At 58.6% G+C, this 24,022-nt stretch carries 21 protein-coding genes and 3 pseudogenes; 10 read left to right on the top strand and 14 right to left on the bottom strand.

Annotated features, from left to right (window positions below; genetic code table 11):
* Positions 1-138: 138 nt before the first annotated feature.
* The 3 genes and pseudogenes from ACYZTR_RS15780 to ACYZTR_RS15770 form a co-directional block, all read right to left on the bottom strand.
* Positions 139-1,098 (bottom strand): 2-hydroxyacid dehydrogenase, encoded by a 960-nt coding sequence (locus tag ACYZTR_RS15780; protein WP_461972294.1) that lies wholly within the window; start codon positions 1,096-1,098, stop codon positions 139-141.
* Between the two features lie 172 nt (positions 1,099-1,270).
* Positions 1,271-1,414: pseudogene (locus ACYZTR_RS15775) on the bottom strand (TetR/AcrR family transcriptional regulator); the annotation flags it as partial.
* A pseudogene (locus tag ACYZTR_RS15770) lies at positions 1,415-1,720 on the bottom strand (tautomerase family protein); the annotation flags it as partial. It abuts the pseudogene before it with no gap.
* A gap of 160 nt (positions 1,721-1,880) precedes the next feature.
* On the opposite strand from ACYZTR_RS15770, the gene ACYZTR_RS15765 reads away from it, so the two are divergent.
* Both ACYZTR_RS15765 and ACYZTR_RS15760 read left to right on the top strand, forming a co-directional pair.
* Positions 1,881-3,161 (top strand): serine/threonine transporter, encoded by a 1,281-nt coding sequence (locus tag ACYZTR_RS15765; protein ID WP_461972292.1) that lies wholly within the window; start codon positions 1,881-1,883, stop codon positions 3,159-3,161.
* Positions 3,162-3,457: 296 nt separating this feature from the next.
* Complete coding sequence (locus tag ACYZTR_RS15760) at positions 3,458-5,134, top strand: SulP family inorganic anion transporter (protein ID WP_461972290.1); 1,677 nt, start codon at positions 3,458-3,460, stop codon at positions 5,132-5,134.
* A 51-nt stretch (positions 5,135-5,185) separates the two neighbouring features.
* On the opposite strand, the gene acnB is transcribed toward ACYZTR_RS15760, so the two are convergent.
* The gene (gene acnB, locus ACYZTR_RS15755; protein WP_461979752.1) at positions 5,186-7,786 is read right to left on the bottom strand and encodes a bifunctional aconitate hydratase 2/2-methylisocitrate dehydratase; all 2,601 of its coding nucleotides are present in this window, start codon (positions 7,784-7,786) and stop codon (positions 5,186-5,188) included.
* A gap of 408 nt (positions 7,787-8,194) precedes the next feature.
* Between acnB and ACYZTR_RS15750 the strand changes: the two genes are divergently transcribed.
* Positions 8,195-8,665 carry a DUF1289 domain-containing protein gene (locus ACYZTR_RS15750; RefSeq protein WP_461972288.1) on the top strand — a complete coding sequence of 157 codons (471 nt, stop codon included), beginning with the start codon at positions 8,195-8,197 and terminating at the stop codon, positions 8,663-8,665.
* A gap of 117 nt (positions 8,666-8,782) precedes the next feature.
* On the opposite strand, the gene ACYZTR_RS15745 is transcribed toward ACYZTR_RS15750, so the two are convergent.
* Entirely contained in the window at positions 8,783-9,646 is an 864-nt protein-coding gene (locus ACYZTR_RS15745; protein WP_461972286.1) for a universal stress protein, read from the bottom strand.
* 159 nt (positions 9,647-9,805) lie between these two features.
* Here ACYZTR_RS15745 and ACYZTR_RS15740 point away from each other — a divergent pair, with 159 nt between their 5' ends.
* Positions 9,806-10,414 carry a MiaE family protein gene (locus ACYZTR_RS15740; RefSeq protein WP_461972284.1) on the top strand — a complete coding sequence of 203 codons (609 nt, stop codon included), beginning with the start codon at positions 9,806-9,808 and terminating at the stop codon, positions 10,412-10,414.
* A 15-nt stretch (positions 10,415-10,429) separates the two neighbouring features.
* Here the strand turns inward: ACYZTR_RS15740 and ACYZTR_RS15735 are convergent, their stop codons facing one another.
* Both ACYZTR_RS15735 and ACYZTR_RS15730 read right to left on the bottom strand, forming a co-directional pair.
* Complete coding sequence (locus tag ACYZTR_RS15735) at positions 10,430-10,918, bottom strand: GFA family protein (protein ID WP_461972282.1); 489 nt, start codon at positions 10,916-10,918, stop codon at positions 10,430-10,432.
* Between the two features lie 45 nt (positions 10,919-10,963).
* Positions 10,964-11,368: a PaaI family thioesterase gene (locus ACYZTR_RS15730; protein WP_461972280.1), complete on the bottom strand. Its 405-nt coding sequence runs from the start codon at positions 11,366-11,368 to the stop codon at positions 10,964-10,966.
* Positions 11,369-11,611: 243 nt separating this feature from the next.
* Here ACYZTR_RS15730 and ACYZTR_RS15725 point away from each other — a divergent pair, with 243 nt between their 5' ends.
* The 3 genes from ACYZTR_RS15725 to ACYZTR_RS15715 all read left to right on the top strand — a co-directional run bounded on the left by ACYZTR_RS15725 (position 11,612) and on the right by ACYZTR_RS15715 (position 14,821).
* The gene (locus ACYZTR_RS15725; protein WP_461972278.1) at positions 11,612-12,496 is read left to right on the top strand and encodes a LysR substrate-binding domain-containing protein; all 885 of its coding nucleotides are present in this window, start codon (positions 11,612-11,614) and stop codon (positions 12,494-12,496) included.
* Between the two features lie 100 nt (positions 12,497-12,596).
* Entirely contained in the window at positions 12,597-13,721 is a 1,125-nt protein-coding gene (gene aguA / locus ACYZTR_RS15720; RefSeq protein WP_461972276.1) for an agmatine deiminase, read from the top strand.
* Between the two features lie 2 nt (positions 13,722-13,723).
* Positions 13,724-14,821 carry an extracellular solute-binding protein gene (locus ACYZTR_RS15715; RefSeq protein ID WP_461972274.1) on the top strand — a complete coding sequence of 366 codons (1,098 nt, stop codon included), beginning with the start codon at positions 13,724-13,726 and terminating at the stop codon, positions 14,819-14,821.
* Here ACYZTR_RS15715 and ACYZTR_RS15710 read toward each other — a convergent pair.
* The 5 genes and pseudogenes from ACYZTR_RS15710 to ACYZTR_RS15690 form a co-directional block, all read right to left on the bottom strand.
* The gene (locus ACYZTR_RS15710) at positions 14,796-15,446 is read right to left on the bottom strand and encodes a DNA-3-methyladenine glycosylase family protein (protein ID WP_461972272.1); all 651 of its coding nucleotides are present in this window, start codon (positions 15,444-15,446) and stop codon (positions 14,796-14,798) included. The two genes, ACYZTR_RS15715 and ACYZTR_RS15710, sit on opposite strands and share 26 nt — an antisense overlap.
* Positions 15,447-15,501: 55 nt before the next feature.
* Positions 15,502-15,732: pseudogene (locus tag ACYZTR_RS15705) on the bottom strand (isocitrate lyase/phosphoenolpyruvate mutase family protein); the annotation flags it as partial.
* A 42-nt stretch (positions 15,733-15,774) separates the two neighbouring features.
* Entirely contained in the window at positions 15,775-16,857 is a 1,083-nt protein-coding gene (locus ACYZTR_RS15700) for a bifunctional transcriptional activator/DNA repair enzyme AdaA (RefSeq protein WP_461972270.1), read from the bottom strand.
* Between the two features lie 118 nt (positions 16,858-16,975).
* Positions 16,976-17,779 carry a 2OG-Fe(II) oxygenase gene (locus tag ACYZTR_RS15695; RefSeq protein ID WP_461972268.1) on the bottom strand — a complete coding sequence of 268 codons (804 nt, stop codon included), beginning with the start codon at positions 17,777-17,779 and terminating at the stop codon, positions 16,976-16,978.
* 82 nt (positions 17,780-17,861) lie between these two features.
* A complete protein-coding gene (locus ACYZTR_RS15690; RefSeq protein ID WP_461972266.1) occupies positions 17,862-18,671 on the bottom strand; it encodes a glycosyltransferase in 810 nt (269 codons plus the stop codon).
* 358 nt (positions 18,672-19,029) lie between these two features.
* Here ACYZTR_RS15690 and ACYZTR_RS15685 point away from each other — a divergent pair, with 358 nt between their 5' ends.
* A complete protein-coding gene (locus tag ACYZTR_RS15685; protein ID WP_461972264.1) occupies positions 19,030-19,617 on the top strand; it encodes a LysE family translocator in 588 nt (195 codons plus the stop codon).
* A 10-nt stretch (positions 19,618-19,627) separates the two neighbouring features.
* On the opposite strand, the gene ACYZTR_RS15680 is transcribed toward ACYZTR_RS15685, so the two are convergent.
* Both ACYZTR_RS15680 and ACYZTR_RS15675 read right to left on the bottom strand, forming a co-directional pair.
* Positions 19,628-20,461 (bottom strand): AraC family ligand binding domain-containing protein, encoded by an 834-nt coding sequence (locus ACYZTR_RS15680; RefSeq protein ID WP_461972262.1) that lies wholly within the window; start codon positions 20,459-20,461, stop codon positions 19,628-19,630.
* Positions 20,462-20,496: 35 nt separating this feature from the next.
* Complete coding sequence (locus ACYZTR_RS15675) at positions 20,497-20,994, bottom strand: VOC family protein (protein WP_461972260.1); 498 nt, start codon at positions 20,992-20,994, stop codon at positions 20,497-20,499.
* 377 nt (positions 20,995-21,371) lie between these two features.
* Between ACYZTR_RS15675 and ACYZTR_RS15670 the strand changes: the two genes are divergently transcribed.
* Both ACYZTR_RS15670 and ACYZTR_RS15665 read left to right on the top strand, forming a co-directional pair.
* Complete coding sequence (locus ACYZTR_RS15670) at positions 21,372-21,827, top strand: (2Fe-2S)-binding protein (protein WP_054615082.1); 456 nt, start codon at positions 21,372-21,374, stop codon at positions 21,825-21,827.
* 25 nt (positions 21,828-21,852) lie between these two features.
* Positions 21,853-24,021 carry a xanthine dehydrogenase family protein molybdopterin-binding subunit gene (locus tag ACYZTR_RS15665; protein WP_461972258.1) on the top strand — a complete coding sequence of 723 codons (2,169 nt, stop codon included), beginning with the start codon at positions 21,853-21,855 and terminating at the stop codon, positions 24,019-24,021.
* The last annotated feature ends 1 nt before the right edge of the window (position 24,022 follow it).

The following is a 24,022-nucleotide window of genomic DNA, read 5'->3' as shown; positions in this document are numbered from 1 at the left end:
CCCTTCTACTTATTCTGGAGGCCAGAGACTATTGGCTAATCTAATGTGCACACCCGGCACCCACAACCACGAACAGCCCTTATAGGTGAGCGTGTTGCCGGGCAATCATTGTTTTTGATACGGCTGTTTGAATGGTCGTCAGATCACGCTTATCGACGCTGGCAGGGCAATCGGGGTCAAGACCGGATTCCCGGAGAAGAACGCCACCAGGTTGCGACCTGCCAGTTCCACAGTGCCTTGAGTGGCTTCCGGGGACAGACCGGCGACATGTGGGGTGAGGATCACATTGGTCAATGCCTTGAGTGCATTCGGTACCTGGGGTTCGGCATCGAAGACATCCAGCGCAGCGCCGGCAATCCTGCGCTGCTCAAGCGCGGTGATCAGGTCTGCGGTGACGATCACGCTGGCTCTGGCGATGTTGACGATGAACCCGTTGGGCCCCAGGGCATCGAGTACCTGTCGGTTGATCAGGTGTTTGGTGCCCAGGCCACCGGGGGTGGCAATGATCAAAAAGTCCGAGGCCCGTGCCAGTTCGGTGGGCGTCGAGCAGAAACTGTACGGCACGTCGCTGCGATGTTGGCGGTTGTGGTAACTGACTGTCATGTCAAAGCCGTTGGCGCCGCGTTTGGCGATGGCCATGCCGACCGCCCCGAGCCCCAGGATGCCCAAGTGCTTGCCGGCCAGGGAAGGGCTCATGATTTTTGGCCACTCACCCCGGCGCACGGCGGCGTCGCAACGGGGAATGTCACGCACCAGCGAGAGCAGCATCGCCATGGCATGGTCGGCGACCGAAGAGGCATTGACTCCAGCGCCATTGGTGACAGTAATTCCCCGGTCGGCGGCGGCTTGCAGGTCGACGTGTTCATAGCCGGCGCCGATCACGCAGATGATCTTCAGATTCGGCAGTGCAGCGATTTCATCGGCATACAGGCCCAATGGGCCGCGGGTCAGCACCGCATCGATCTGGGCGCCATGCCGTGCGATGGCCTCGGCGCGCTCGGCAGGCGTGGGCGCCAGAATCAGGTGAAAGCCCTGACGTTCGAGAATCGGCAGGTAATCATTAATGGTTTCAACCAGTACCAGAACGGTTGCGGGCATGCTGGGCTCCTGTGGGCATGGGAAAGTCGGGCTCGAACGTCGCTTCAGATTGCTGATTGCGCAACGGTTTGGCAATCACCAAAGGTCACAGGCACGTGGCCCGCGACCTCAGTGTAGGAGCGTTCGGCAGCTCTTACCTCTCCACCGTGTTCAACATTTTTGCGAATGACTCTTAAACGGCCGTGTCCGAAGAGAGAAACGTCCGAGCCGCGTCGAGTATTTCATCGGACAAGGCGTCATCACGGGTAGCGCGGGCCAGGGTCAGGGCTCCGACCATCAGCGAATAGTCCACCAACGCTTTTTGCCGATTAATTGCTCAAACGGCGTATTGAGCGATGCCGTTGCCAAACGACCAGTTCTCTTTCTTTACTTCCACCAGGTTAATGAAGACATCTTCCAGGCGCACCGCCAGTTCCGCGTTAAGGTTCTCGGCGATGGTTTTGTAGAGGCGTTTTTTCTGCTCGATGGTGCGGCCTTCGCTCAGGGTGATCTGAATCACCACCAGATTGTCGGTGCGATCGATGCCCAGGTATCCGGGATCAAAGATGAAATGCTGTTCATCGTGCTCGGCAAGAATCTGGAAGTTATCGTTCTGCGGCAAGCCAATGGCGCTGTGCATGGCGGGGGAATCTGTTCCACACAACCACTCCTCAGCTAAATCTTTGCTTCTGCTCATTAATCCCGGACAATCGCGCCCCTGTTTCGGCCAGGGCGCTGCCTGTCGGGTTTTTCCGACTCGTCCTGGCCGGGTAGCAACTGACCGAATGCGGAGATCCCACCGGATGAATGATCGGGCCAATAGCGTCGACGAACGCTATGTAGCGGCGGCACCAGCGACGCTTGAGAGCTGGAATCGCCATGACACCACCTGGATGCTGGGCCTGTTTGGCACGGCCATCGGGGCTGGCACGTTGTTTTTACCGATCAACGCGGGTCTGGGCGGCTTCTGGCCGTTGATGGTCCTGGCGGTGTTGGCGTTCCCCATGACTTTTTACGCACACCGTGGCCTGACACGCTTTGTGTTGTCCGGACGCGAAGGCGCGGACATCACTGAAGTGGTGGAAGAGCACTTCGGGATCAAGGCCGGCGCGCTGATCACCTTGCTGTACTTCTTCGCGATCTTCCCGATCCTGCTGATCTACAGCGTGGCCTTGACCAACACCGTGGGCAGTTTCCTTGAGCATCAACTGCACATCATGCCGCCACCGCGCGCCGTGCTGTCGTTCGTGCTGATCCTCGGTCTGTTGGCGGTGGTACGTTGCGGCGAGCAAGCGATCGTCAAGGCCATGAGTCTGATGGTCTATCCGTTCATTGTTGCGCTGCTGTTCCTCGCGGTGTTCCTGATTCCTCACTGGAACGGCGGCATCCTCGCCACCGCTTCGACGCTGCCAGAACCGTCGGCACTGCTGCACACGCTGTGGCTGGCGATTCCGGTGATGGTGTTCTCGTTCAACCATTCGCCGATCATCTCGGCATTCGCGGTCGACCAGAAGCGCCGTTACGGCGAGCACGCCGAAGAACGCAGCTCGCAGATTTTGTCCCGCGCCCACGCCTTGATGGTGGTGATGGTGCTGTTCTTCGTCTTTAGCTGTGTGCTGACCCTGTCGCCAGCGCAACTGGCGGAAGCCAAGGCGCAGAACCTGTCGATCCTGTCGTACCTGGCCAACCACTTCAGCAACCCGACCATCGCCTTCGCGGCGCCGTTGATTGCGTTCGTGGCCATTTCCAAGTCGTTCCTGGGCCACTACATCGGCGCCAGCGAAGGACTTAAAGGTCTGATCGTGAAAAGTGGCCAACGCCCGGCACCGAAAACCCTGGATCGCATGACTGCCGCCTTCATGCTGGTGGTCTGCTGGATCGTCGCCACGCTGAACCCGAGCATCCTGGGGATGATCGAAACCCTCGGTGGCCCGATCATCGCCGCGATCCTGTTCCTGATGCCGATGTACGCGATCCGCAAGGTACCGGCGATGGCGCGTTATCGCGGTCAGGCTTCCAACGTCTTCGTGGCGGCAGTGGGTCTGGTGGCTATTTCTGCGTTGATTTACTCCCTGACTGCCTGACCGACCATGATCGTTCCCACGCTCTGCGTGGGAATGCCTCAAGGGACGCTCCGCGTTCCAGCTCTCGGAAGGGACGCAGAGCGTCCCGGGCTGCATTCCGACGCGGAGCGTGGGAACGATCAGGCACAAAAAATACGTCGCTCATCTCACGATGGGCGGCGTTTTTTATTGAGTTGAAAACGCTCAACACCTGACCCAGAGCCGACATTCCGTCCTTTGAGCGACTACTCTAGGTACTGCCTCAGCGCGTCGTAGACCGTTTGCCGCAGGATTGCCCCTTTCTCTGGAGACGCTTCATGGCTCGTGCCCACGGCGCATCGGCGCAACCCCTTGCCGATAGGCCAAACCGTTGGCCGGATGTGTTGGCCGGACTGTCGATTGCCGGCTTGTTGTTACCTGAGGCGGTTGCCTATTCAAGCATTGCTGCGTTGCCGCCCCAAGCGGGTGTGATTGCGTTATTTGCCGGTCTACTGTGCTACGGGCTGTTCGGCACCAGTCGTTTTGCCATCGTTTCTGCTACGTCGTCTTCGGCGGCGGTGCTGGCTGCCGCCACAGCAACTTTGGCCAATGGTGACTCGGGTGTGCGCATGACCCTGGCGATCGGCCTGGTGCTGGTGACGGGTGGATTTTTCCTATTGGCCGGTTTGTTCAAGCTCGGCAGCGTGACGTCGTTTATTGCCAAACCGGTGCTGCGAGGCTTTGCCTTTGGCCTGGCAGTGACGATCATCCTCAAGCAAGTAGCGAGCATCGTTGATGTGCACTTGAGCAACGGCAATGTGATCCGTTTCGTGCCGCAACTGCTTGAGCAGTTACCGCAGTGGAACCGGGTCGGCGTGCTGGTGGCGGCCGTGTCCTTGCTGGTGTTGTGGCTGTGCGCGCGGGTCAGGCGTTTGCCGGGTGGCTTGCTGGTGGTGGCGCTCGGCATCGCGGCCGGTCAATGGCTGAACTTGCCAGCCTATGGGGTGAAACTGATCGGCGTGATCGACCTGAGCCTGGAAGTGCCTCGTCTTCCCGTGTTGCCGTTTACCGACTGGCTGCGCCTGGGAGAATTGGCGTTTGCCATGGTGATGATTCTGTATGCCGAATCTTACGGATCGATCACCTCGTTTGCGCTCAAGCACGGCGACCGTGTGTCCTCAAACCGCGATCTGCTGGCGCTCGGTGCGGCCAATGTGCTGTCGGGCCTGTTCCATGGCATGCCGGCGGGCGCCGGTTACTCTGCGACGTCGGCCAATGAGGCCGCGGGTGCAGGCTCGCGTCTGGCCGGTGCGGTAGCGGCGGGGGTGGTGTTGCTCATCGTCTTGACGGTGTTGCCCTGGATTGCCCTGACCCCCGAGCCGGTGCTGGCGGCCATCGTCATTCATGCATTGGCGCGCGGCTTGAGCCTGCAACCCTTGGGCCGGTATTTCATCTGGCGCCGCGACCGCCTGCTGGTGATATGCGCGGTGGCGGCGGTGCTGGTGCTGGGTGTGTTGGACGGCTTGTTGGTGGCGGTGGTGATCAGCGTAGTGCTGATGTTGAAACAGATGACGTCGGCGGATATTCAGGTGCTGGGTCAAATGGACGGTGGCCATGATTTTGTCGACGTGCAACGCCATCCCCAGGCCATCGAGATCCCCGGTGTGCTGATTGTCAGGCCGAGCGAGGCGCTGTTTTTTGCAAACGTGGAGCGCATTCTGGGCGGTGCACTGCGTCTGGCCCGACAGGCATCGCCACCGATTCATACGATTATTCTAAGTCTGGAGGAGTCTCCCAACCTGGATGGCACCAGCATCGAGGCGCTGGAGGGGTTCTTTATGCAAGTGCGAGCCGAAGACAAACTGCTGATTCTGGCGCGGCTCAAGCACCAGGCCAAGGCGGTGCTCTCACTGTTGCCGCCGCAGGAACTCGCGCAGGTAATCCTCAGCGGCCTGAGCGTCGACGGCGCTGTGCAACAAGCGCTTCAGGCCAACGGGCACCTTTCGCAGGCATAAAAAAACGCCGCACATCTCACGATGGGCGGCGTTTTTTATGGCGTTGTAACGTTAGGCTTGAACGACCGGAATGTTGGCGTTCGCAGCAGCTTCACGGAACTCGGCGATCTGGTCGAAGGACAGGTAGCGGTAAACATCGGCCGCCATGCTGTCGATCTTGCCAGCGTATTCCATGTACTCCTCGACGGTCGGCAAGCGACCCAGGATGGAAGCTACCGACGCCAGCTCGGCCGAAGCCAGGTAGACGTTCGCGCCGTCACCCAGACGGTTCGGGAAGTTACGGGTCGACGTCGACACCACAGTGGCGTTCGGCTCTACACGTGCCTGGTTACCCATGCACAGCGAGCAGCCTGGCATTTCCATGCGAGCGCCGGCCTTGCCGTAGATGCCGTAGTAGCCTTCTTCGGTCAGCTGGTGAGCGTCCATTTTGGTCGGCGGCGACAGCCACAGACGGGTTGGAAGCTGCCCTTTGACCTGTTCCAGCAACTTGCCGGCAGCGCGGAAGTGACCGATGTTGGTCATGCACGAACCGATGAACACTTCGTCGATCTTTTCGCCAGCAACGCTGGACAGCAGACGGGCGTCGTCCGGATCGTTTGGCGCGCAGAGCACAGGCTCTTTGATGTCGGCCAGATCGATTTCGATGACTTCAGCGTATTCGGCGTCAGCATCGGCAACCATCAACTCAGGGTTGGCAATCCAGGCTTCCATCGCTTGAGCACGACGTTCCAGCGTACGCGCATCGCCGTAGCCTTCGCCGATCATCCAGCGCAGCAGGGTGATGTTGGAACTCAGGTACTCGGTGATCGACTCTTTCGACAGCTTGATGGTGCAACCGGCAGCCGAACGTTCGGCCGAAGCGTCGGACAGCTCAAACGCTTGCTCGATGCTCAGGTTGTCCAGGCCTTCGATTTCCAGGATGCGGCCGGAGAACGCGTTCTTCTTGCCTTTCTTCTCGACGGTCAGCAGGCCAGCCTGAATCGCGAAGTAAGGAATGGCGTGAACCAGGTCACGCAGGGTAACGCCCGGTTGCATTTTGCCTTTGAAGCGCACCAGGATCGATTCCGGCATGTCCAGCGGCATCACGCCGGTGGCCGCGGCGAATGCGACCAGGCCGGAACCGGCCGGGAACGAAATGCCCATCGGGAAACGGGTGTGGGAGTCACCACCGGTACCGACGGTGTCCGGCAGCAGCATGCGGTTCAGCCAGCTGTGGATGATGCCGTCGCCCGGGCGCAGGGAAACGCCGCCGCGGGTCATGATGAAGTCAGGCAGGGTGTGGTGGGTGGTCACGTCGATCGGCTTTGGATACGCCGCGGTGTGGCAGAACGACTGCATGACCAGATCGGCCGAGAAGCCCAGGCACGCCAGGTCTTTCAATTCGTCGCGGGTCATCGGGCCGGTGGTGTCCTGGGAACCGACGGTGGTCATCTTCGGTTCGCAGTAGGTGCCTGGACGCACACCGACTACGCCGCATGCCTTGCCGACCATTTTCTGCGCCAGGGTGAAACCCTTGGTGCTTTCAATCGGGGCATCCGGTTTCTTGAACAGGTCGAACGCTGGCAGACCCAGTTCGGCACGCGCCTTCTCGGTCAGGCCACGGCCGATGATCAGCGGAATACGACCGCCGGCACGGACTTCGTCCAAAAGGACCGGGGTCTTCATTTCGAAGGTGGTCAGGACTTCGTCGGTACCGTGCTTGCAGACTTTGCCAGCGTGCGGGTACAGGTCGATCACGTCGCCCATGTTCATGTGGGTGACGTCGAATTCGATCGGCAGTGCGCCGGCATCTTCCATGGTGTTGTAGAAGATCGGAGCGATCTTGCTGCCGAAGCAGAAACCGCCGGCACGCTTGTTCGGCACGTAAGGCACGTCGTCACCGAAGAACCACAGCACCGAGTTGGTCGCCGATTTACGCGAGGAGCCGGTACCGACTACGTCACCCACGTAGGCGATCGGGAAACCGCTGTTGCGCATTTCTTCGATCTGCTTCATCGGGCCGATGGAGCCTTGGACGTCCGGCACGATGCCGTCACGCTCCATTTTCAGCATGGCCAGGGCGTGCATCGGGATGTCCGGGCGGGACCAGGCATCAGGAGCAGGGGACAGGTCGTCGGTGTTGGTTTCGCCGGTGACCTTGAACACGCGCAGGCTGATCTTGTCGGCCAGGGTCGGGCGGTTCTTGAACCACTCGCCGTCAGCCCAGGATTGCAGCACGCCTTTGGCGTGAACGTTACCGTTCTTGGCTTTTTCAGCGACGTCGTGGAAGGCATCGAACATCAGCAGGGTGTGCTTGAGCTCTTTGGCAGCGACAGGTGCCAGTTCGGCGTCGTCCAGCAGGTTGACCAGCGTGACGATGTTGTAGCCGCCCAGCATGGTGCCAAGCAGTTCAACTGCGCGCTTCTTGTCGATCAGAGGGGAGCTGGCTTCGCCTTTGGCGAGAGCAGAGAGGAAGCCGGCCTTTACATAAGCCGCTTCGTCCACGCCTGGCGGAATGCGATTGGTGATCAGGTCAACGAGGAAAGCTTCTTCGCCAGCCGGGGGATTCTTCAGCAGCTCGACCAGGCCTGCAGTTTGTTCGGCGTTAAGCGGCTGGGGAACGATACCCAGGGCTGCACGCTCTTCGATATGTTTGCGGTAGGCTTCAAGCACAGTTATTACCCTCATCAGTGGTCCCAAATGGGTGTCCGGGACGCTCATCCCAAAATTGCCGTACTCATGCGCTGCGTGGCGTTGTGGGCCACTTAGCCAGAATTACCGACAATTCCTTACAGAAGCTGCTTTCAAAGTTTTACGCCTGCAGAACGGGGAGCTGATGAGGGTTGGCGTAGAGCTTTTCCCCGCTGGAAAAACCCTTCGCCAACTCCGCTCTGAAGGAACGACTGTGCTCGTGACGCTTTGAAAACAGCTTCTAACGGACATTGGCGCCTTAAAAGGCTGGCTGATTCTACGGCAAAAAAAAATTAAAGGTAAGTTAGACCCTGAACTTTGAGGGGTGATGAATGTTAGACAAAGGGCTAACATGCCGATCTGTTCTGCTTTCCCGTGTTCTCCCTGACTATGCCCAATCAGACCATCAAAACCCCCTGCGTCGGCCTCTGCTCCACTGTTTACGGTGATTTGGTGTGCCGTGGCTGCAAGCGTTTCCACCATGAAGTGATTAACTGGAATGGTTACAACGAGGAAGAAAAGCGCGCGGTGTGGCTGCGTCTTGAGCAATTACTGTCCCAGGTGATGGCCAGCAAGCTGGAAGTTTTCGATCCCCCGCGCCTGCGATTGCAGCTGGAGCAGCGCAAGATTCGCTTTGTTCCGCATCAGTCGGAATATTGCTGGGCGTATCAGTTGATCGCCCGGGGGGCGCGGGTGATCAACAATCTGGAAGCCTACGGAATGGTGCTGATGCCGGAGTTTCGCGACTGGAACCTGCCGGAATTACGGGACGCCATTGATCGGGAGTTTTTTTTGCTCTCCGAGGCGCATTACCAGCGCTACATCGCCCCCGGCTTCCTGAAAGACGCCTTTGGCGCCTAAAAGCATCGTCGGAACGCCGCCCGGACCAAGTTCGCTCCCACAGGGTTTTGCGTCCTGCACAAATCCAATGTGGGAGAGAGCTTGCTCGCGATGGCAATCGTTCAGACGCTGCAATTCTTAATGCTGAGTCACGATCTCCTCCAGATGATCCATGATCGTGTCCGGCTTCAGTACCAGCACATCGCTCTCCACCGCATCCAGCACCACTTCCGCCGTATTGCCGATCAGCGCCCCCGACAACCCGGACCGCGCGACCGTACCGATCACGATCACCGACGCCTGCAGCTTGTGGACCATGAACGGAATCAACACATCCGCCGGGCCTTCTGCGATATGCAGGTGGTCGTTGTCGATGTCGAACTCTGCCTGAAACGCCTTGCACTGCTCGCGATAGCGGGCCTCGATGGTTTCGCTGAGCTGCAACGTCGGGTCGGCTGACGACAGCATCGGTGATGGATGAGCGCTGATCACGTGCAGGTGAGCCCTGGCCAGGCCGGCGATGTCATAGCCGTGATCGATGATGGCGGCGTGCAGCGTACGGTGTTCGGCTTCGGTATTACCGACATCGATCGCCGCCAGAATGACCCCGCCAGTCCAGGGTTTCGATGTTTTGACCAGCAGCACAGGCGTCGGGCAATAACGCAGCAGTTTCCAGTCCGCCGGGGTCAGCAGGGCTTTCTTCAGTGGGCTGTCGGGGTAATGCTGTTTGACCACCAGCCCACAGCCTTCAGCCTGCTGCACATCGACGATGGTTTCGTGCAGGCTTTCGTTCCAGGCCTGCTCGGTGGTGACGCTGTAGCCGTCCTCGAGCAGGGCCGCCTTGAGCACGCCCAACATGCCGCTGTGGTCATGCTTGCGGTCGCAGACCAGCAGATGCAGATGCGCCTGGGTCACGCCAGCAATCAATTTGGCCCGTTTAAGCGCCAGGCTTTCCGAGTGTTCGGGTTCGATGACCACCAGGATGCTGCGAATGGCTTGCATGTTCGGGATCTCCAGGAAGTAAAAAATACTGCGTTGGACAACTATAGTTGCTGGTCGCGCTTTCGGGACTTGATGCATATCAACGGTCGCGACTGGTGGTCTGCCGGCAGGCCGGTATAATCGGCGCCCTTCGATTTGAACCTCTTATCCGTGAGCCCCATGATCCTTCCCGAAATTCACGAGTTCCTCGGCTGCCGTACCCCCGATGGCTGGGTTCAGGCCGCGCTGGCCGACCAGGAAACCCTGCTGATCGATCATAAAAACTGCGAATTCAAGGCAGCCAGCACGGCGTTGAGCCTGATCGCCAAGTATCACTCCCACGTCGATCTGATCAACCTGATGTCGCGCCTGGCCCGGGAAGAGCTGGTGCACCACGAACAGGTCATGCGCTTGATGAAAAAGCGCAAGATCGAGCTGCGTCAGCTGTCCGCCGGGCGTTACGCCTCGGGCTTGCGCAAAGTGGTGCGCAACCATGAACCGGTCAAGTTGGTGGACACCCTGGTGGTCGGCGCGTTTATCGAGGCGCGCAGCTGTGAGCGTTTCGAGGCGCTGGTGCCGCATCTGGATGAAGAATTGGGCAAGTTCTACTTCGGCCTGCTGAAAAGCGAGGCCCGGCATTTCCAGGGTTACCTGAAACTGGCCTACCAGTACGGTGACGCCAAGGACATCGCCCAGGTGATCGACAAGGTCCGCACCACCGAGCAGGAACTGATCGAGTCGCCGGACGTGGAGTTCCGTTTCCACAGCGGTGTACCCGCCGCGGCTTGACGGTAACAGCGGCGGTCAACCCTTCAAATCCAACCGCTCGTGCCACTCGGCGATGGACTCATCCGGCCAGACATCGCTCTGCCGATCACCCGCCTGCTCCTTGACCTCCACCCACGGCGCTTTCGAACCGAGCATCACGTGGGTGAGCTCCGGCGGCACTGGCAACGGCGTGTCGATGGCCGAGGCAAACGGGTGGATCAACTCCGGCCATTCGGGACTGAACAGCCACAACCCCGAACCACACACCGAACAGAAATGCCGTTCGGCCGTGCTGCGGTGGGCGCGTGTGTCACTGTCGCTCTTGAGCCGCGCATGATAAATCGCGATGTGCTTGCGTCCGCGAACCTTCAGGCTGTCAGCGTCGCCACCGATGTTGATCGAATAACCGCCACCGCCCTGGGTCTTGCGGCAGATCGAGCAGTAACAACGCTGATACGGGTAGGGGTGGGCGCTGGTCAAACTGAACGACACCGCGCCGCAATGGCAGGAACCTTCGAGCTGCATGGGACCTCCGACGGGTCTGGAACTTACCCAAGACAGCGTAGACCTTCAGCGCGCCTCGACCGGTACCAGAATCGCATCGCCGGTCGCCACCAGTTTCAGCTGATCGCCGGTTTGCGCGAACAATTCGGCGCAGGCGAACACTTGCTTCTTGCCAGCCTTCACCACCTGACCCCGCGCGATGAACACTTCACCGATGGCGGGCGCCAGGCAGTTGACCGAAAAGTGCGAAGCCAGCACGTTGCCGGCGACTGTTCCTGCGGCAAAACCGCAGGCCGTGTCGAGTAACGCGCCGATCAGTCCGGCGTGCAGGAAGCCTGCGTATTGCGCCATATCGGAATCGCGAAACGTCATGGTGAGCTCGGCCTCTCCGCTTTCTGCTCGGGTGACTTCAAAGCCGGCCCAGCGGTTGAAGGCTGAAGTTGAGTTGATCTGTTTGAGTGCGTTGAGCATGTCGAATCCCTCCGGTTGAGGGGGCAACATGCGCTGGGTTTGGGGGGAAGTCATTGTCGATAATGAATGGTGATGGGAAGTTGGATCTGTGGTGAATAGGCTGGCCTCATCGTCGGATCGCCGCCCGGACCAAGCTCGGCTCCCACAGGGATCTTCTGTGAATACAAGTTTTGAAAACGCGGTCCGCTGGACGCCCGCCTACGGCCGGGGCAGCATGGGCGCCTTCCTATTGGAGCCATTGCCATGCGCCGACTGCCTTCCCTGGCCGCACTCAGAACTTTCGAATGCGCCGCCCGCCACGCCCACTTCGGTCGGGCGGCTGCGGAGTTGTGTGTCACCGACAGCGCGGTCAGTCATCAGATTCGGCAGCTCGAAGAGCAATTGGGCGTGTCGCTGTTCGTCCGCGAAGGCCGGCAGATTCGCCCCACGATGGCCGCCGGGCGCCTGATGCAAAGCTTGCAGCAGGCCTTCGAACTGATCGGCGATGCCTGCGATGAGCTGCGTGACCCATCATCGCTGGCGGTGTTACGCCTGGCGGTGACTGCCGAGTTGGCGCAAAAGTGGTTGATGAGTCGCTTGACTGATTTTTACGCGCGCTATCCGCACATCACTTTGCACCTCTATGAACAACCGATCGACGCCACAGCGCCGGGCGAAGACATCGACCTGGCGATCACTTACGGCACCGGCCCGGTGGACAGCAGCGCGTACTTCGTCAGGCCCTTGCCGGCGTTGCAGTTCTTCCCGGTGTGCAGCCCCGGTCTGTTCAACCAGGGCACGTTGAAAACCCCGAAGGATCTGGCGCGTCACTGCCTGTTGCACGACGATCAGGACGGCAAGACCTGGACCGCCTGGCTCACCAGCCATGCCGGCGATCAGCGCCCGGAACGGCAGCTGTATTTCGCCCACGCGGGTTTGGCGCTGGAAGCAGCGGCTCAAGGCCAAGGTGTGGCCATGGGCGATAACTTGACCGCGCAGGAGGATTTAATCAGCGGTCGCCTGGTCCGGCCGTTCACCTCAAGCATGACTGCACTCGGCCAATATGCGCTGGTGTGCGAGCGGGTAAGGCTGGAGCGCCCAGCGGTCGCGCAGATGCTGGAGTGGTTCAAAGATCAACTGGTCGATTGATGAGTTGAATTCAAGTATTCCGAAATAATCATCGTTGGCGGGGAGGGCGCCGGCGACCTTAGCCTGTGGTCATTCCAATCCCCGATGATGAGGTTTGACCATGGCGCGTTTGCTCGACTCCACCCCCAAACTCGACGGTTTCCGGTTGCCGGGCGAATTCGAAACCAAGTCCGGTTGCTGGCTCGGCTGGCCGGAGCGGACCGACGTCTGGCGTAACGGCGCCAAGCCTGCGCAGAAAGTCTGGGTGCAAATCGTCACCGCCATCTCCCGGAGCGAACCGGTCACCGTATGCGCCTCCGCCGCGCAGTTTGCCACCGCTCGCCGCCAATTGCCGCCTCACGTGCGCGTGGTGGAAATGACCTGCAACGACACCTGGTTCCGCGACAGTGGCCCATGCTTTGTGGTCAACGATGACAAGGGTGAGGTGCGCGGCGTGGACTTTGAGTTCAACGCTTACGGCGGCCTCGAGGGTGGCCTCTATTACCCGTGGGACAAGGACGATCAGATCGCCAGCAAAATCCTCGAAATCGAACGTTTCGACCGCTACCGCGCCCCGCTGATTGCCGAACTGGGCGGCATCCAGAGCGACGGCCAAGGCAGCCTTCTCACCACCGAACAATGCCTGCTCAACCGCAACCGTAACCAGCACCTGGGCAAGGGCGAAGTCACCCGGCGATTGACCGATTACCTTGGCGCCGAGCAAGTCATCTGGCTGCCACGCGGTTGCAAGTTTGACGAAACCGATGGCCATGTCGACGACCTCGCATGCTTCGTACGCCCCGGTGAAGTGGTGCTGCAATGGACCGACAATCGCGATGACCCGCAATGGGAAATCTACCAGGAGGCCTACGACATCCTGCGCAGCACTCGCGACAGCCGTGGCCGCGATTTGATTGTGCACAAGCTGCCGCAACCGGACGTGCTGGAGTGGACCGCTGAAGAAGCCGAAGGCCTCGATCAACTCGACAGCACCCACGTCCGTCAGGCCGGGACCAAAATCTGCGCGTCGTACATCAACTACTACGCCAGCAACACCTCGATTGTCGTGCCACTGTTTGGCGGCCGCCATGATCAGGCGGCGCAGGCGACCCTGGCCGAATTGTTCCCGCAGCATAAAATCGTCGGCATCGAAAACTCTCGGGAAATCCTCCTCGGCGGCGGTAACGTCGCGTGCATCACCATGCCGCAGTACGCCGGCAGTGCCTGCAACAAAAAGGAAGTCTGATCATGGGCCTGCACAAACTGACTCAAGCATTGCTGCTGGTGCTCGCACCCCTGTGTGTGCAGGCCGCCGACACCGCGAAACCGGTGGTCAATCTGTACATCTGGGGCGAGTACCTGGCCCCGGACACCCTGACCAATTTCGAGAAGAAAACCGGCATCCACGTAGTGGCTGATCACTTCGACTCCCTTGAAACCGCCGAGACCAAACTGCTCACGGGTCGCAGCGGCTATGACCTGGTGCTGACCGCGGGTCAGCATTTGTCCCGGGCGATCCAGAGCGGTGCGATTCAAACGCTGAACCCGCAACAGTTGCCGCATTTTGCCGGCGTTGGTGACGAGTTTCGCCAGCACATGGCCGTGTTCGACCCAGGCAACCGCTACGCCGGGATTTACGCTTGGGGTACCACCGGCGTTGGCTATCAGCAAGAGGCGATCATCAAGCGTTTGCCCGACGCGCCAACGGACAGCTGGGCGATGCTGTTCGATCCGGCGGTGGTGTCGAAATTTGCCGATTGCGGGGTCAGTCTGCTCAACGACCCCAATGAGGTTTTCGCCGCGGTCATGAAGTACATGGGGCTGGACATCAACCGCCAGCACCTCGATGACCTGAAACTCGCCGAGCAGCAATTGGCGAAAATCCGGCCGTTCATTCGCTACTTCGACAATGACCTGAATATCAGCGACCTGGCCAACGGCAACACCTGTGTGGCAATGTCGTGGAACGGCAACGTGGCCATCGCCGCCGGCCAGGCAGAAGCCGCGAAGAAACCGTTCACCTTGACCTACCGCATACCGAAGGAGGGCACACTGATCTGGTTCGACGCCATGGTCATTCCCAAGGACGCGCCGCATCCCGAAGCCGGGCTCGCGTTGATGGATTATTTGATGACACCGGAGGTGATTGCGCCGATCACCGACACCATCCATTACGCCAACGCGATCACGGCGGCGGATGACTTGATTGATCCGGCGATTCGCAATGATCCGGGGACGTATCCGTCGGCTGAGGTGAGGGCTTCGTTGTATAGCAAGAATGACAATGGGAAGGCGTTTAACCGGGCTTTGATTCGGGCGTTCAGTCGGTTGAAGTCGGGGTTGTGACTGGAACGGGCGGCTTTGGAACACGCCACAAATACCACGCCGCCACCGTCCGAAACGGACTCCACCCCAACCCAGTCTCAACCATCTGCTTACGCGTCGGCTGCACCTCCAACCCCTTCAGTCGCCGATACCCCTCTCGTACGCCAAAATCATCGGCCGGCAAAATATCCGGCCGCTCCAGGCTGTAAATCAGCAGCATCTCAACCGTCCAGCGCCCAACCCCACGCAAGGTAATCAACCGCTCAATCAGCGCCTCATCATCCATCGCCAGCGCCATAGCGTAGTCCGGCACTACGCCATCCAGCGCCGCTTGAGCAATGCCCTGAATGGTCGCGATCTTGCTGGCGGAAAAGCCGCAACTGCGCAGTGGATCGAACGCAGTCGCGACAATCTGTTCAGGCCGCGGGAACACACCCGTCCCAAACAGCGCCAGTAGCCGACCGACAATCGCATCCCCGGCCTTGGCATGCAGTTGCTGGTAGGCAATTGCTCGCACCAGCGACTCATACGGATCGCGGGCCGCATGGGGCTGATGCAGGCAAGGGCCGACGGTGGCAATGTGGCGACGCCAATCTTCGTCGATGGCCGCCAGGAACTCAGTGGCGGCCAGGTAGGTATCGGGCATGGAGGTCAAACTTTCCGTGTCGGCGCCAAGAGGGCGTTAACGTCCCCGTAGGTGAAGGCCTTGAGGTGGCCCGAGCGATGGACTCGACCGGCGATATCAGACGCTCAAGGGGCAGGGCATTGCCATCCTGATAACCGTGAGCCCAGGCCACCGCCGCGCTGCTGGTGGCAACGGCTTTGGCGCCCAGTGACTCAACGATTCGCAAGCCGGCGGCATCGGCGACGTTGGTGAGTATCAGCAGGCCATCCTGGTGCAACTGATGAAATGAGTTGCCGAGCGGGTCCATCGAATGTCCTTCCTTATGATTTTTTGAGTAACCTGCGAGTGATCAGAATGCAAGTTGTTGCGTCATCTGCACCGCCGCTTTTTCCAGCCTTAACAAGAACGCCTTGCGCGGTTGTCCTCCACCATAGCCGGTCAGTGAGCCGTCCGCACCGATCACCCGGTGACAGGGCAAGACAATCGAAAGGCGGTTATAGCCGTTGGCCAGTCCCACGGCCCGACTGGCGCCGGGCTTGCCCAATAGCGCCGCGATAGCGCCATAGGTGCTGGTCTGGCCGTACGGGATCTTGGCCAACTCGGCCCAGACCTGCCGGGCGAAATCGCTGCCGGGGAAGTGCAGGGGAACGGTGAATTCAGTCAGTTTGCCGGCGAAGTACTGTGTCAGCTCGGATTCAATCTGCTGCAAATGCGCGTTATGTCCCGGCGCGACCGCATAGCCATATCGATTCTGCAATTGTTCGACTTCCTTGGTCAGCGCTGGCCGATCAAGAAACTCCAGCAGGACCAGCCCGCGCCGTTCGGCCATGGCGATCATCGGCCCCAGCGGTGTGGTCAGGCGAGTGAACAGCAGCGGCTCGCTGTTGGCGGCACGGCCGGGTGTGATGTGGAAGGACTTTTGAAACGCATCGCGAAAGCCGCTCAGGGACTCGTAGCCCGAGTCGAACGCCGCGTTGTCGATTGAGGCGCCCTGTTTGATCCCGCCTAACGCCATGCCGAGGCGTCGAGTGCGCAGCCAAGCGTGAAAGGTCATGCCGAAATGCTGCTTGAACCAGCGTCGCAACTTCAGCGGCTCGATGCCTTCGGCCAGCAAATGGGCATCGGTCCAGCGCTGGTCGGGATCGGCGTCTACCGATTTGAGCAGCCGCTGCACCCAGTCCGGCGCGATAGCTGCAGCGTCAAGCGGCTTGCAACGCAAACAGGCACGGTGGCCGGCCGACATGCACTCATCGGCATGGGCGAAGAACTCGACATTCTCCGGCTTCGGCTTACGTGCCGTGCAACTGGGGCGACAAAAAATACCGGTGGTTTTGACCGCGGTGAAAAACACTCCCTCGTAGGCGGTGTCTCGTTCGAGCATGGCGCGAACCATCTCGGCGTGGGGCGGAAGCAAAGCGTTTTGTAGGTTCATGGAATGAGCATAGGACGCGTCGGCTATCGCCTCCACCGGAAAATCGACAGAGAATTCGTAGGCCCTGTAAACGGCGGCATAAACTTCAGGCCCGCCGCGCCTCGTCTGGCTATATAGTTCAGTTTTTCTTCTTGATTAGTTTACTCATGTAGTACTTGAGGCTGAAACGATCTTTAGGCCTAGGCTTGTAGTGGGTTTTGTTTCGTTGTGCGGGGTCGATCGCCATGGTTCCTGCGGTGTAGTAATAAAGCGCTATAGACTTGCGCGTGATGTGCTCTGGAGTCGTTAAAGGCTCTGGGTGCCCATGATTACTGTCTTTGTCTGTGTTGAAAATGACACAGCGATTGTAAATAGGCAGGACTTTTTTAAGGCAGGTTTTCATGTCAACATCCCAGAGTTCCAGGTTGCCGCCGAATTCGTCTTGCCAGCGTTCATTCAGATAAATGATGACATTCAGTCTGCGCTCAACATTCAGCTTTTTGTTGAGCCTGAAGTCCGAGTGTACCCCCAGGAAACCACCACTTTTTGTTTCATGCAGCCCGCCACCGGTAAAGTAGGGGTCGGGTATCAAACCTTCGATGCCTGTGAGCTTTTCAAGAAACTGCAACATGGGGGCCGAGTTAAAGGCGTTGAAAACAGTCTTCAAATAAGGGGCGCATTCGTTGGGGCTGATTTGACGTTTTCGTTGACCTTTATAGCCGCGCTCGTACAGCATTTCGTTGTGAGTCGGCTCGACTGGAAAGTGCGAGCAGATGCTTGCAATCAGGTCTTCGTGTAAGAAGTTATCGATGACGATGTGCGGAAATGGCGTGGCCTGAGTATAGCGACTGGCCAATGAGTAACCAAAGGCGCTGGCGGCGTTCTGGTCGAAATCAAGCTCCGGGTTGAGGGTGATAGGCAGTGCTTGAGTGATGGGTGTCATTACCGCTCCAACAACTTAATATAAAACTTATGGGTGACTTCAAACAGTGTCGAGCGCCGTGCTCGTTGCGTGTCTTCGTCGCTTAAACTTTGCTGTCGTCATTGTTCAGGCGTTTCAGGATGTTGTTGTATATTTTGGTTCGTCTATGAGTCTTTTCATAGCCGCCAGCCGCAGCGACAGTACCGGACTGGATATGATCTAGATAGCTGAAAATTTTACGCGGTGATAACAATTCAACGAGGTAGCCCAACTCGGTCATGCGGTCTTGGAGGGTATAGCCTGGCACACGATCATCCATCGAGAAATGCAGGTTGTGCTGTTTAATAAGTTTGCAGTTCCACAATGTACAGAAACTCTTCAAGTAGACTTCTCTGTACGGTTTCGGTTGTCTGGAACGTAATCCAATGGAGATTTTCAGGCGTCTGAAATGGTGTTTGAATAGTCGTGAGCTAAAGCGCCAAAGCGTTCTCGTGGCGCCACGATTTAGTTGCTCTACACAACCGACGGCTACGATTTTTTGGTTGTTGATGCATTTATTCAGCATCATTGGAAAAACATTTTTGTCGAAAATAAATGTGTCAGTGTGCAATAGGAATAAATAATCAGTTTCAACTCGCTCCAACACCAGGTCAAGTGCTTTGCCATGTGCGATATGGCCTGGTTCTGGCTCAGAAACAGAACGCTCTATTAAATTGATCCAGTTAAGTGTGCGCAAATATTCAGTACTTTCATCGGCGGAATAGTTGTCAACTACCCATATGGGTATGCTGTGGTCGCCTAGATGTTGGTGCAATAAGTCTAAGCATATCTTGGTAATTTCCGGCGTCTTGTAATTTACTATAGCTATGCTAAAGGTTTTAGCACTTTCAGTTGGATAGCTAGTATTGTTCATCGTTCAGGTGCTCAATAGTATTGTATGCAGTGATAGAGATAATTGAACCCGTCTACAGCTTTCGTTTGTTTGTCGCGCAAAATTTGCGTGACGATAGAGCACTCTTTGTTAACTCGCACTGTCATGTCCTGAACAACCATAGCCTACGCAGACCTGATGGAGAGCAGTAGATGCGACTTCATCGTATAAGGATCTGCTCTATAGGTAAATATCCGTGAATGATTTCGTTACATCAGAAGGCTGATCAGGCGAGCTTCTTGGGCGGTCGCGGTACAGGTGAGGGGTGTTTTCTTCAATACAGCCATCACGCCGCTCTTTACCGTGAGGCCTCGTTCAACTGAATTGAAGAAGGTCTGTGATGAGTCTGATTATCTCCATGGCGGCGTTTGCATTGGTCGCTTCGATAACGCCGGGACCGGTGAATATTGTCGCGCTGAGCTCAGGGGCACGGTTTGGTTTTCGTGCCAGTCAACGGCATGTGGTCGGTGCTACGCTGGGCTTTGTCGTGTTGTTGGTGCTGATGGGTTTGGGGCTGCACGAGTTGTTGCGGTTATGGCCCGCACTGACGCAGGTGGTGCAATGGGCGGGTGTGGCTTTCCTGTTGCACATGGCCTTCAAGTTGGCCGCCGACAAGGGACATCTCAATGCGAAGGAATCAGGCCGGGCGCCGTCGATGCTGTACGGCGCCGTCATGCAATGGCTCAACCCGAAAGCTTGGTTGGCCTGTGTGGCAGGCATGGGCGCTTTTGTAGCGGATGGCGAGGCGCGGCTGGTCTGGCAGTTTGCGGCGGTGTATCTGGTGATTTGCTATCTGTCCGTCGGTTGCTGGGCGTATGCCGGGACCTTTTTGCGCGGCTATTTGAACAACCCGGCGGGCATGCGCCTGTTCAATCGAAGCATGGCGCTGTTGCTGGCGGCGAGCGCGGTTTACCTGTTGTTGCCCTAGAGTACTTGAGTCACCCGCGGTACTGCCCCGGTGTCGCCGCCAGATGCTGTTTGAACGCGCGCTGAAAATGCGCCTGATCGGCAAACCCGGCTTCGAGCGCCACATCGGCGATCAGCTTGCCGCTGCGCAGTTGATCGCGGGCGAACTGGATGCGCCGGTTGACCAGAAACGCGTGGGGCGTCATGCCGTAATGCTGCTTGAACGCGCGGATCAGGTAGGACGGCGATAGCTGAGCAGCCTCGCAAATAGCTTCGAGCTTGAGCATTTGCGTGCAGTTGTCGCGAATGTAATCGGCCGCCCGTTCCAGTTTGAAATTGGGCTCGCGCAGCGGCTGATCGATCGGATTGAGCCGCTGCTGCAGGTCGGTGAAAAACTCCACGGCCGCGCTCTGCTTGCGCAGCACGTCTTGCTGCGCATCGACCAGCACTTCGTACAAACCTTTGAGGCCGGCAAACAGGTCGCTGTCGTGAATGTGGGTGATGGAAAAACGCCGAAACGCCAAGTCCTGGCTGAAGCCGAGCTGATGCTGCAAATCGGTCAACCAGGGTGTCTCGACGTACAGCATCAGGTACGACCATGGTTGGTCATCAATGGGATTGCAGGCGTGGACATCACCAGGATTCATCAGCACCACGGTGCCGGCACTGACCTGTAATTGCGATTGCTCGTGGAGATAGGTGCTGCGCCCGGCCGTGATCGCACCGATGGAAAAATGCTCGTGAGAATGCCGGGTGTAACAGACCTTGCGGCCGTCGGCGATGGAACGGGCTTCGATGAAGGGCAGGGCGTCGTCGCGCCAGAAGCGCGGGGCTTTGTCAGCGTCTTTGGCAACGGCGGGTTTCATTGTCAGCGTCCTCGGCAGGTCAGAACGGGAGTGTATTAGCTCTCGCCGTTAAAGGCCCGCTGCAAGGTGGCGATGTCGAGTTTTTTCATCCGCATCATGGCTTGCATGGCGCGCTGGGATTTTGCCGCGTCAGGGTCTTTCAACATGTCCATCATGGCAACCGGCACGATCTGCCAGGACAAGCCGAATTTGTCCTTGAGCCAACCGCATTGCTCGTTCTGTGGATGGGCGGACAGCACCCCCCAGAAATGGTCGACTTCGTCCTGGGCCTGGCAGTTGACCTGAAATGAAATCGCTTCGCTGAACGTGAAATCGGGGCCGCCATTGAGGCCTGTGAAAGGCTGTCCGTCGAGTTCGAAACTGACTGTCAACACCGAGCCTTCAGGCTGGCCATGAACCTCATGACCGGCTTTGCCGTAGTGAGTGATGGCGGTGATTTTCGAATGATCGAAGACTGAACAGTAAAACTTTGCCGCCTCTTCGGCCTGATCGTTGAACCAGAGGCAGGGGGTCAGTTTTTGAACGCGGTGCATGGCGTAGCTCCTCTACGGATTACTCAGGCTGGACTGTTCAGCGTAGTCAGCCTCGGGTCGTCTAGCCGTACCGTAGATCGACAAGTGGAAACACTCATATGTAGTCGTAATGACTTTTGATAGTGTCGATATGACAACATTTTGAATGTGGTCATATTGACTTGTAACTTTTCAATAGTTTGATTTTTATGGGTTTTTTAGCTCGTATGAGACTTGATATATCCTACGCACAACTGATCTGATTCAGGAGGCAAAGAGCTCGGCCTGTGTGTGACCGGTGGTCGATGATCCTGTCCCGCGGGGCAAATTGCGCTTAGCTGAAAGGATAACGCCGACTCAAAAAGTAAGGCGTCACCGTGAGTCTGAGGACATTCGCAATGCTGACCCTCAACATCAATGGCAAGGACCAGGCGCTGGATGTTCCCGCAGACATGCCGCTACTGTGGGTCCTGCGCGATGTCGCGCACCTGACCGGCACCAAATTCGGGTGCGGCATGGCCCAGTGCGGGGCCTGCACCGTGCACGTCGACGGCGCGCCGCTGCGCTCCTGTATCACCCCCGCCACGGCCGTGGCCCACGGGCAAAAAATCCTCACCATCGAAGGCCTGTCCACCGACGGTTCACACCCGGTGCAACAAGCCTGGGCCGAACTCGATGTGGTCCAGTGCGGTTACTGCCAGTCCGGGCAGATCATGTCAGCGGCGGCCTTGCTGGCGAAGATTCCCAAACCCACCGACAGCGACATCGATCAGGCGCTGTCCGGCAACATCTGCCGCTGCGGCACCTACCCAAGAATTCGCGCAGCGGTCAAACGCGCCGCCGAGATCGGTTGATGCCACGTTGAAGGGAGTCTGAGCAATGAACAGCCTCAATCCTCTGTCGCGCCGTGGTTTTCTCAAGGGCAGCGCGTTGCTGGGCGGTGGTCTGGTGGTGGCATTTGTCATCCCCGGTGCCCATCGCTTTGCCATCGGCGCCGAGAACCAAGGCAATGTTTTCGCGCCCAATGCGTTTTTACGGATCGGCAACGACAACAGCGTCACCGTACTGCTCGGTCATTCGGAAATGGGCCAAGGCATCTGGACCGGCCTGACCATGCTGATCGCCGAAGAACTGGATGCCGACTGGTCGAAGATCCGTGTCGAACATTCACCGGCCTCGGCAGCCGACTATGGCCTGGCCGGATTTGGCGGGATGCAGATCACCGGCGGTTCGACCTCGACCTGGATGGAGTTCGACCGCTACCGTCAGGCCGGTGCAGCCGCGCGTTTGATGTTGATCGACGCAGCCGCTAAACGCTTCAATGTCGCACCTTCCGAGATTCGCACCGAATCGGGTGTGGTCATCGCTGGCGACAAACGCGCCACCTACGGTGAACTGGCCGATGACGCCGGCAAGCTACCGGTGCCGGATCCGGCGTCGATCAAGCTCAAGGAGTCCAAGGACTGGAAACTCATCGGCAAACCGACCAAGCGCCTGGACACGCCGGAGAAAATCACCGGCCGCGCCAAGTTCGGCATGGACGTGCAGTTCGACGGGCTGATGACCGCCATGGTCGCGCGTTCACCGGTGTTCGGTGGCAGCGTCAGATCCTTCGAAGGCGCCGAAGCGCTGACGATACCGGGCGTGCACAAAGTCGTGCAGGTGCCCACTGGCGTGGCGGTGATTGCCGATCATTACTGGGCGGCGAAGTTGGGGCGCGATGCGTTGAAGATCGATTGGAATCTGGGGCCGAACACCGGACTCGACAGTGAGAAGCTACTGGAAAGCTTCCGCAAACTCGCCGCCACCCCTGGCATGTCTGCCAGTCAGGCCGGTGATGTCGCGGCCAGCCTGGGTAAAGCAGCGAAGACCATCGATGTCGAGTACAGCGTGCCGTACCTGGCCCACGCGCCGATGGAGCCGCTCAATTGCACGGTGAAAATCACCCAGGACAAATGCGAAATCTGGACTGGCACCCAGTTCCAGACGCTGGATCAAATGATCGCGGGAAAAATCACCGGACTCAAACCCGAGCAGGTGGAGATTCATACCGAGTTTCTGGGTGGCGGTTTCGGTCGCCGGGCCAATCCAACTTCGGACTTTGTTGCTGAAGCCGTGGAAGTCGCCAAGGCAGCGGGCGAGCCGGTGAAAACTGTCTGGTCGCGGGAGGACGACATCCGCGGCGGGTACTACCGCTCGGCGTTCCTCCATCAGGCACGCATTGGCCTTGATGCTGGCGGTATGCCGATCGCCTGGAAGCATGTCATGGTCGGGCAGTCGATCATGGCGGGTACGTCATTCGAGGCGACCATGGTCAAGAATGGCATCGACAAGACCTCTGTCGAAGGGGTCGCCGACAGTCCTTACCTTGAGGGGTTGGCGAATCACCAGGTTGAACTGCATTCTCCGCAAACCGGCATCAGCGTGCTCTGGCTACGTTCGGTAGGGCACACCCACACCGCGTTCGTGATGGAATCGCTGATCGACGAACTGGCGGAGGCGGCTGGCAAGGATCCGGTCGAATACCGGCGAACCTTGCTCAAGGACCATCCACGGCATCTTGGCGTGCTGAACCTGGCCGTCGAGAAAGCCGATTGGAAGGCGTCGCTGCCGGACGGCCATGCGTTGGGTGTCGCGGTGCATGAGTCCTTCGGCAGTTACGTTGCCCAGGTGGCTGAGGTGTCCGAGGACAACCTGGCGATCCGCGTGCATCGGGTGGTGTGCGCGGTGGACTGTGGCATTGCGGTCAACCCGATGAGCATTGCGGCGCAAATGGAGTCGGCCATCACGTTTGGCCTCGGATTTACCTTGCACAGCAAACTGACCTTCAAGAACGGGCAAGTGGTGCAGTCCAATTACCACGACTATCAGGTGCTGCGGCTGAACGAAATGCCGGTGGTCGAAGTGCATATCGTGCCCAGCAGCGACAAACCCGGCGGCATCGGCGAGGCCGGTGTGCCGCCCACGGCGCCGGCAGTGGCCAACGCGGTGTTCGCCCTGACCGGGCAGCGCTTGCGCGAACTGCCGCTGCAACTGTCGGGGGTGTGAG

It is taken from the genome of Pseudomonas sp. Hz4, from assembly GCF_054898165.1.
This window is presented reverse-complemented; position numbering and strand designations above follow the sequence as displayed.

What these genes read in the sequence shown, in the direction of transcription:
- ACYZTR_RS15695 (WP_461972268.1), bottom strand. Translation starts at nt 17,779, where the DNA reads ATGACACCCATCACTCAAGCACTGCCTATCACCCTCAACCCGGAGCTT.
- ACYZTR_RS15725 (WP_461972278.1), top strand. Translation starts at nt 11,612, where the DNA reads ATGCGCCGACTGCCTTCCCTGGCCGCACTCAGAACTTTCGAATGCGCC.
- ACYZTR_RS15715 (WP_461972274.1), top strand. Translation starts at nt 13,724, where the DNA reads ATGGGCCTGCACAAACTGACTCAAGCATTGCTGCTGGTGCTCGCACCC.
- ACYZTR_RS15700 (WP_461972270.1), bottom strand. Translation starts at nt 16,857, where the DNA reads ATGAACCTACAAAACGCTTTGCTTCCGCCCCACGCCGAGATGGTTCGC.
- ACYZTR_RS15740 (WP_461972284.1), top strand. Translation starts at nt 9,806, where the DNA reads ATGATCCTTCCCGAAATTCACGAGTTCCTCGGCTGCCGTACCCCCGAT.
- ACYZTR_RS15745 (WP_461972286.1), bottom strand. Translation starts at nt 9,646, where the DNA reads ATGCAAGCCATTCGCAGCATCCTGGTGGTCATCGAACCCGAACACTCG.
- ACYZTR_RS15735 (WP_461972282.1), bottom strand. Translation starts at nt 10,918, where the DNA reads ATGCAGCTCGAAGGTTCCTGCCATTGCGGCGCGGTGTCGTTCAGTTTG.
- ACYZTR_RS15710 (WP_461972272.1), bottom strand. Translation starts at nt 15,446, where the DNA reads ATGCCCGATACCTACCTGGCCGCCACTGAGTTCCTGGCGGCCATCGAC.
- ACYZTR_RS15760 (WP_461972290.1), top strand. Translation starts at nt 3,458, where the DNA reads ATGGCTCGTGCCCACGGCGCATCGGCGCAACCCCTTGCCGATAGGCCA.
- ACYZTR_RS15680 (WP_461972262.1), bottom strand. Translation starts at nt 20,461, where the DNA reads ATGAAACCCGCCGTTGCCAAAGACGCTGACAAAGCCCCGCGCTTCTGG.
- ACYZTR_RS15780 (WP_461972294.1), bottom strand. Translation starts at nt 1,098, where the DNA reads ATGCCCGCAACCGTTCTGGTACTGGTTGAAACCATTAATGATTACCTG.
- ACYZTR_RS15765 (WP_461972292.1), top strand. Translation starts at nt 1,881, where the DNA reads ATGAATGATCGGGCCAATAGCGTCGACGAACGCTATGTAGCGGCGGCA.
- ACYZTR_RS15665 (WP_461972258.1), top strand. Translation starts at nt 21,853, where the DNA reads ATGAACAGCCTCAATCCTCTGTCGCGCCGTGGTTTTCTCAAGGGCAGC.
- ACYZTR_RS15750 (WP_461972288.1), top strand. Translation starts at nt 8,195, where the DNA reads ATGCCCAATCAGACCATCAAAACCCCCTGCGTCGGCCTCTGCTCCACT.
- ACYZTR_RS15730 (WP_461972280.1), bottom strand. Translation starts at nt 11,368, where the DNA reads ATGCTCAACGCACTCAAACAGATCAACTCAACTTCAGCCTTCAACCGC.
- ACYZTR_RS15670 (WP_054615082.1), top strand. Translation starts at nt 21,372, where the DNA reads ATGCTGACCCTCAACATCAATGGCAAGGACCAGGCGCTGGATGTTCCC.
- ACYZTR_RS15690 (WP_461972266.1), bottom strand. Translation starts at nt 18,671, where the DNA reads ATGAACAATACTAGCTATCCAACTGAAAGTGCTAAAACCTTTAGCATA.
- ACYZTR_RS15685 (WP_461972264.1), top strand. Translation starts at nt 19,030, where the DNA reads ATGAGTCTGATTATCTCCATGGCGGCGTTTGCATTGGTCGCTTCGATA.
- aguA (WP_461972276.1), top strand. Translation starts at nt 12,597, where the DNA reads ATGGCGCGTTTGCTCGACTCCACCCCCAAACTCGACGGTTTCCGGTTG.
- ACYZTR_RS15675 (WP_461972260.1), bottom strand. Translation starts at nt 20,994, where the DNA reads ATGCACCGCGTTCAAAAACTGACCCCCTGCCTCTGGTTCAACGATCAG.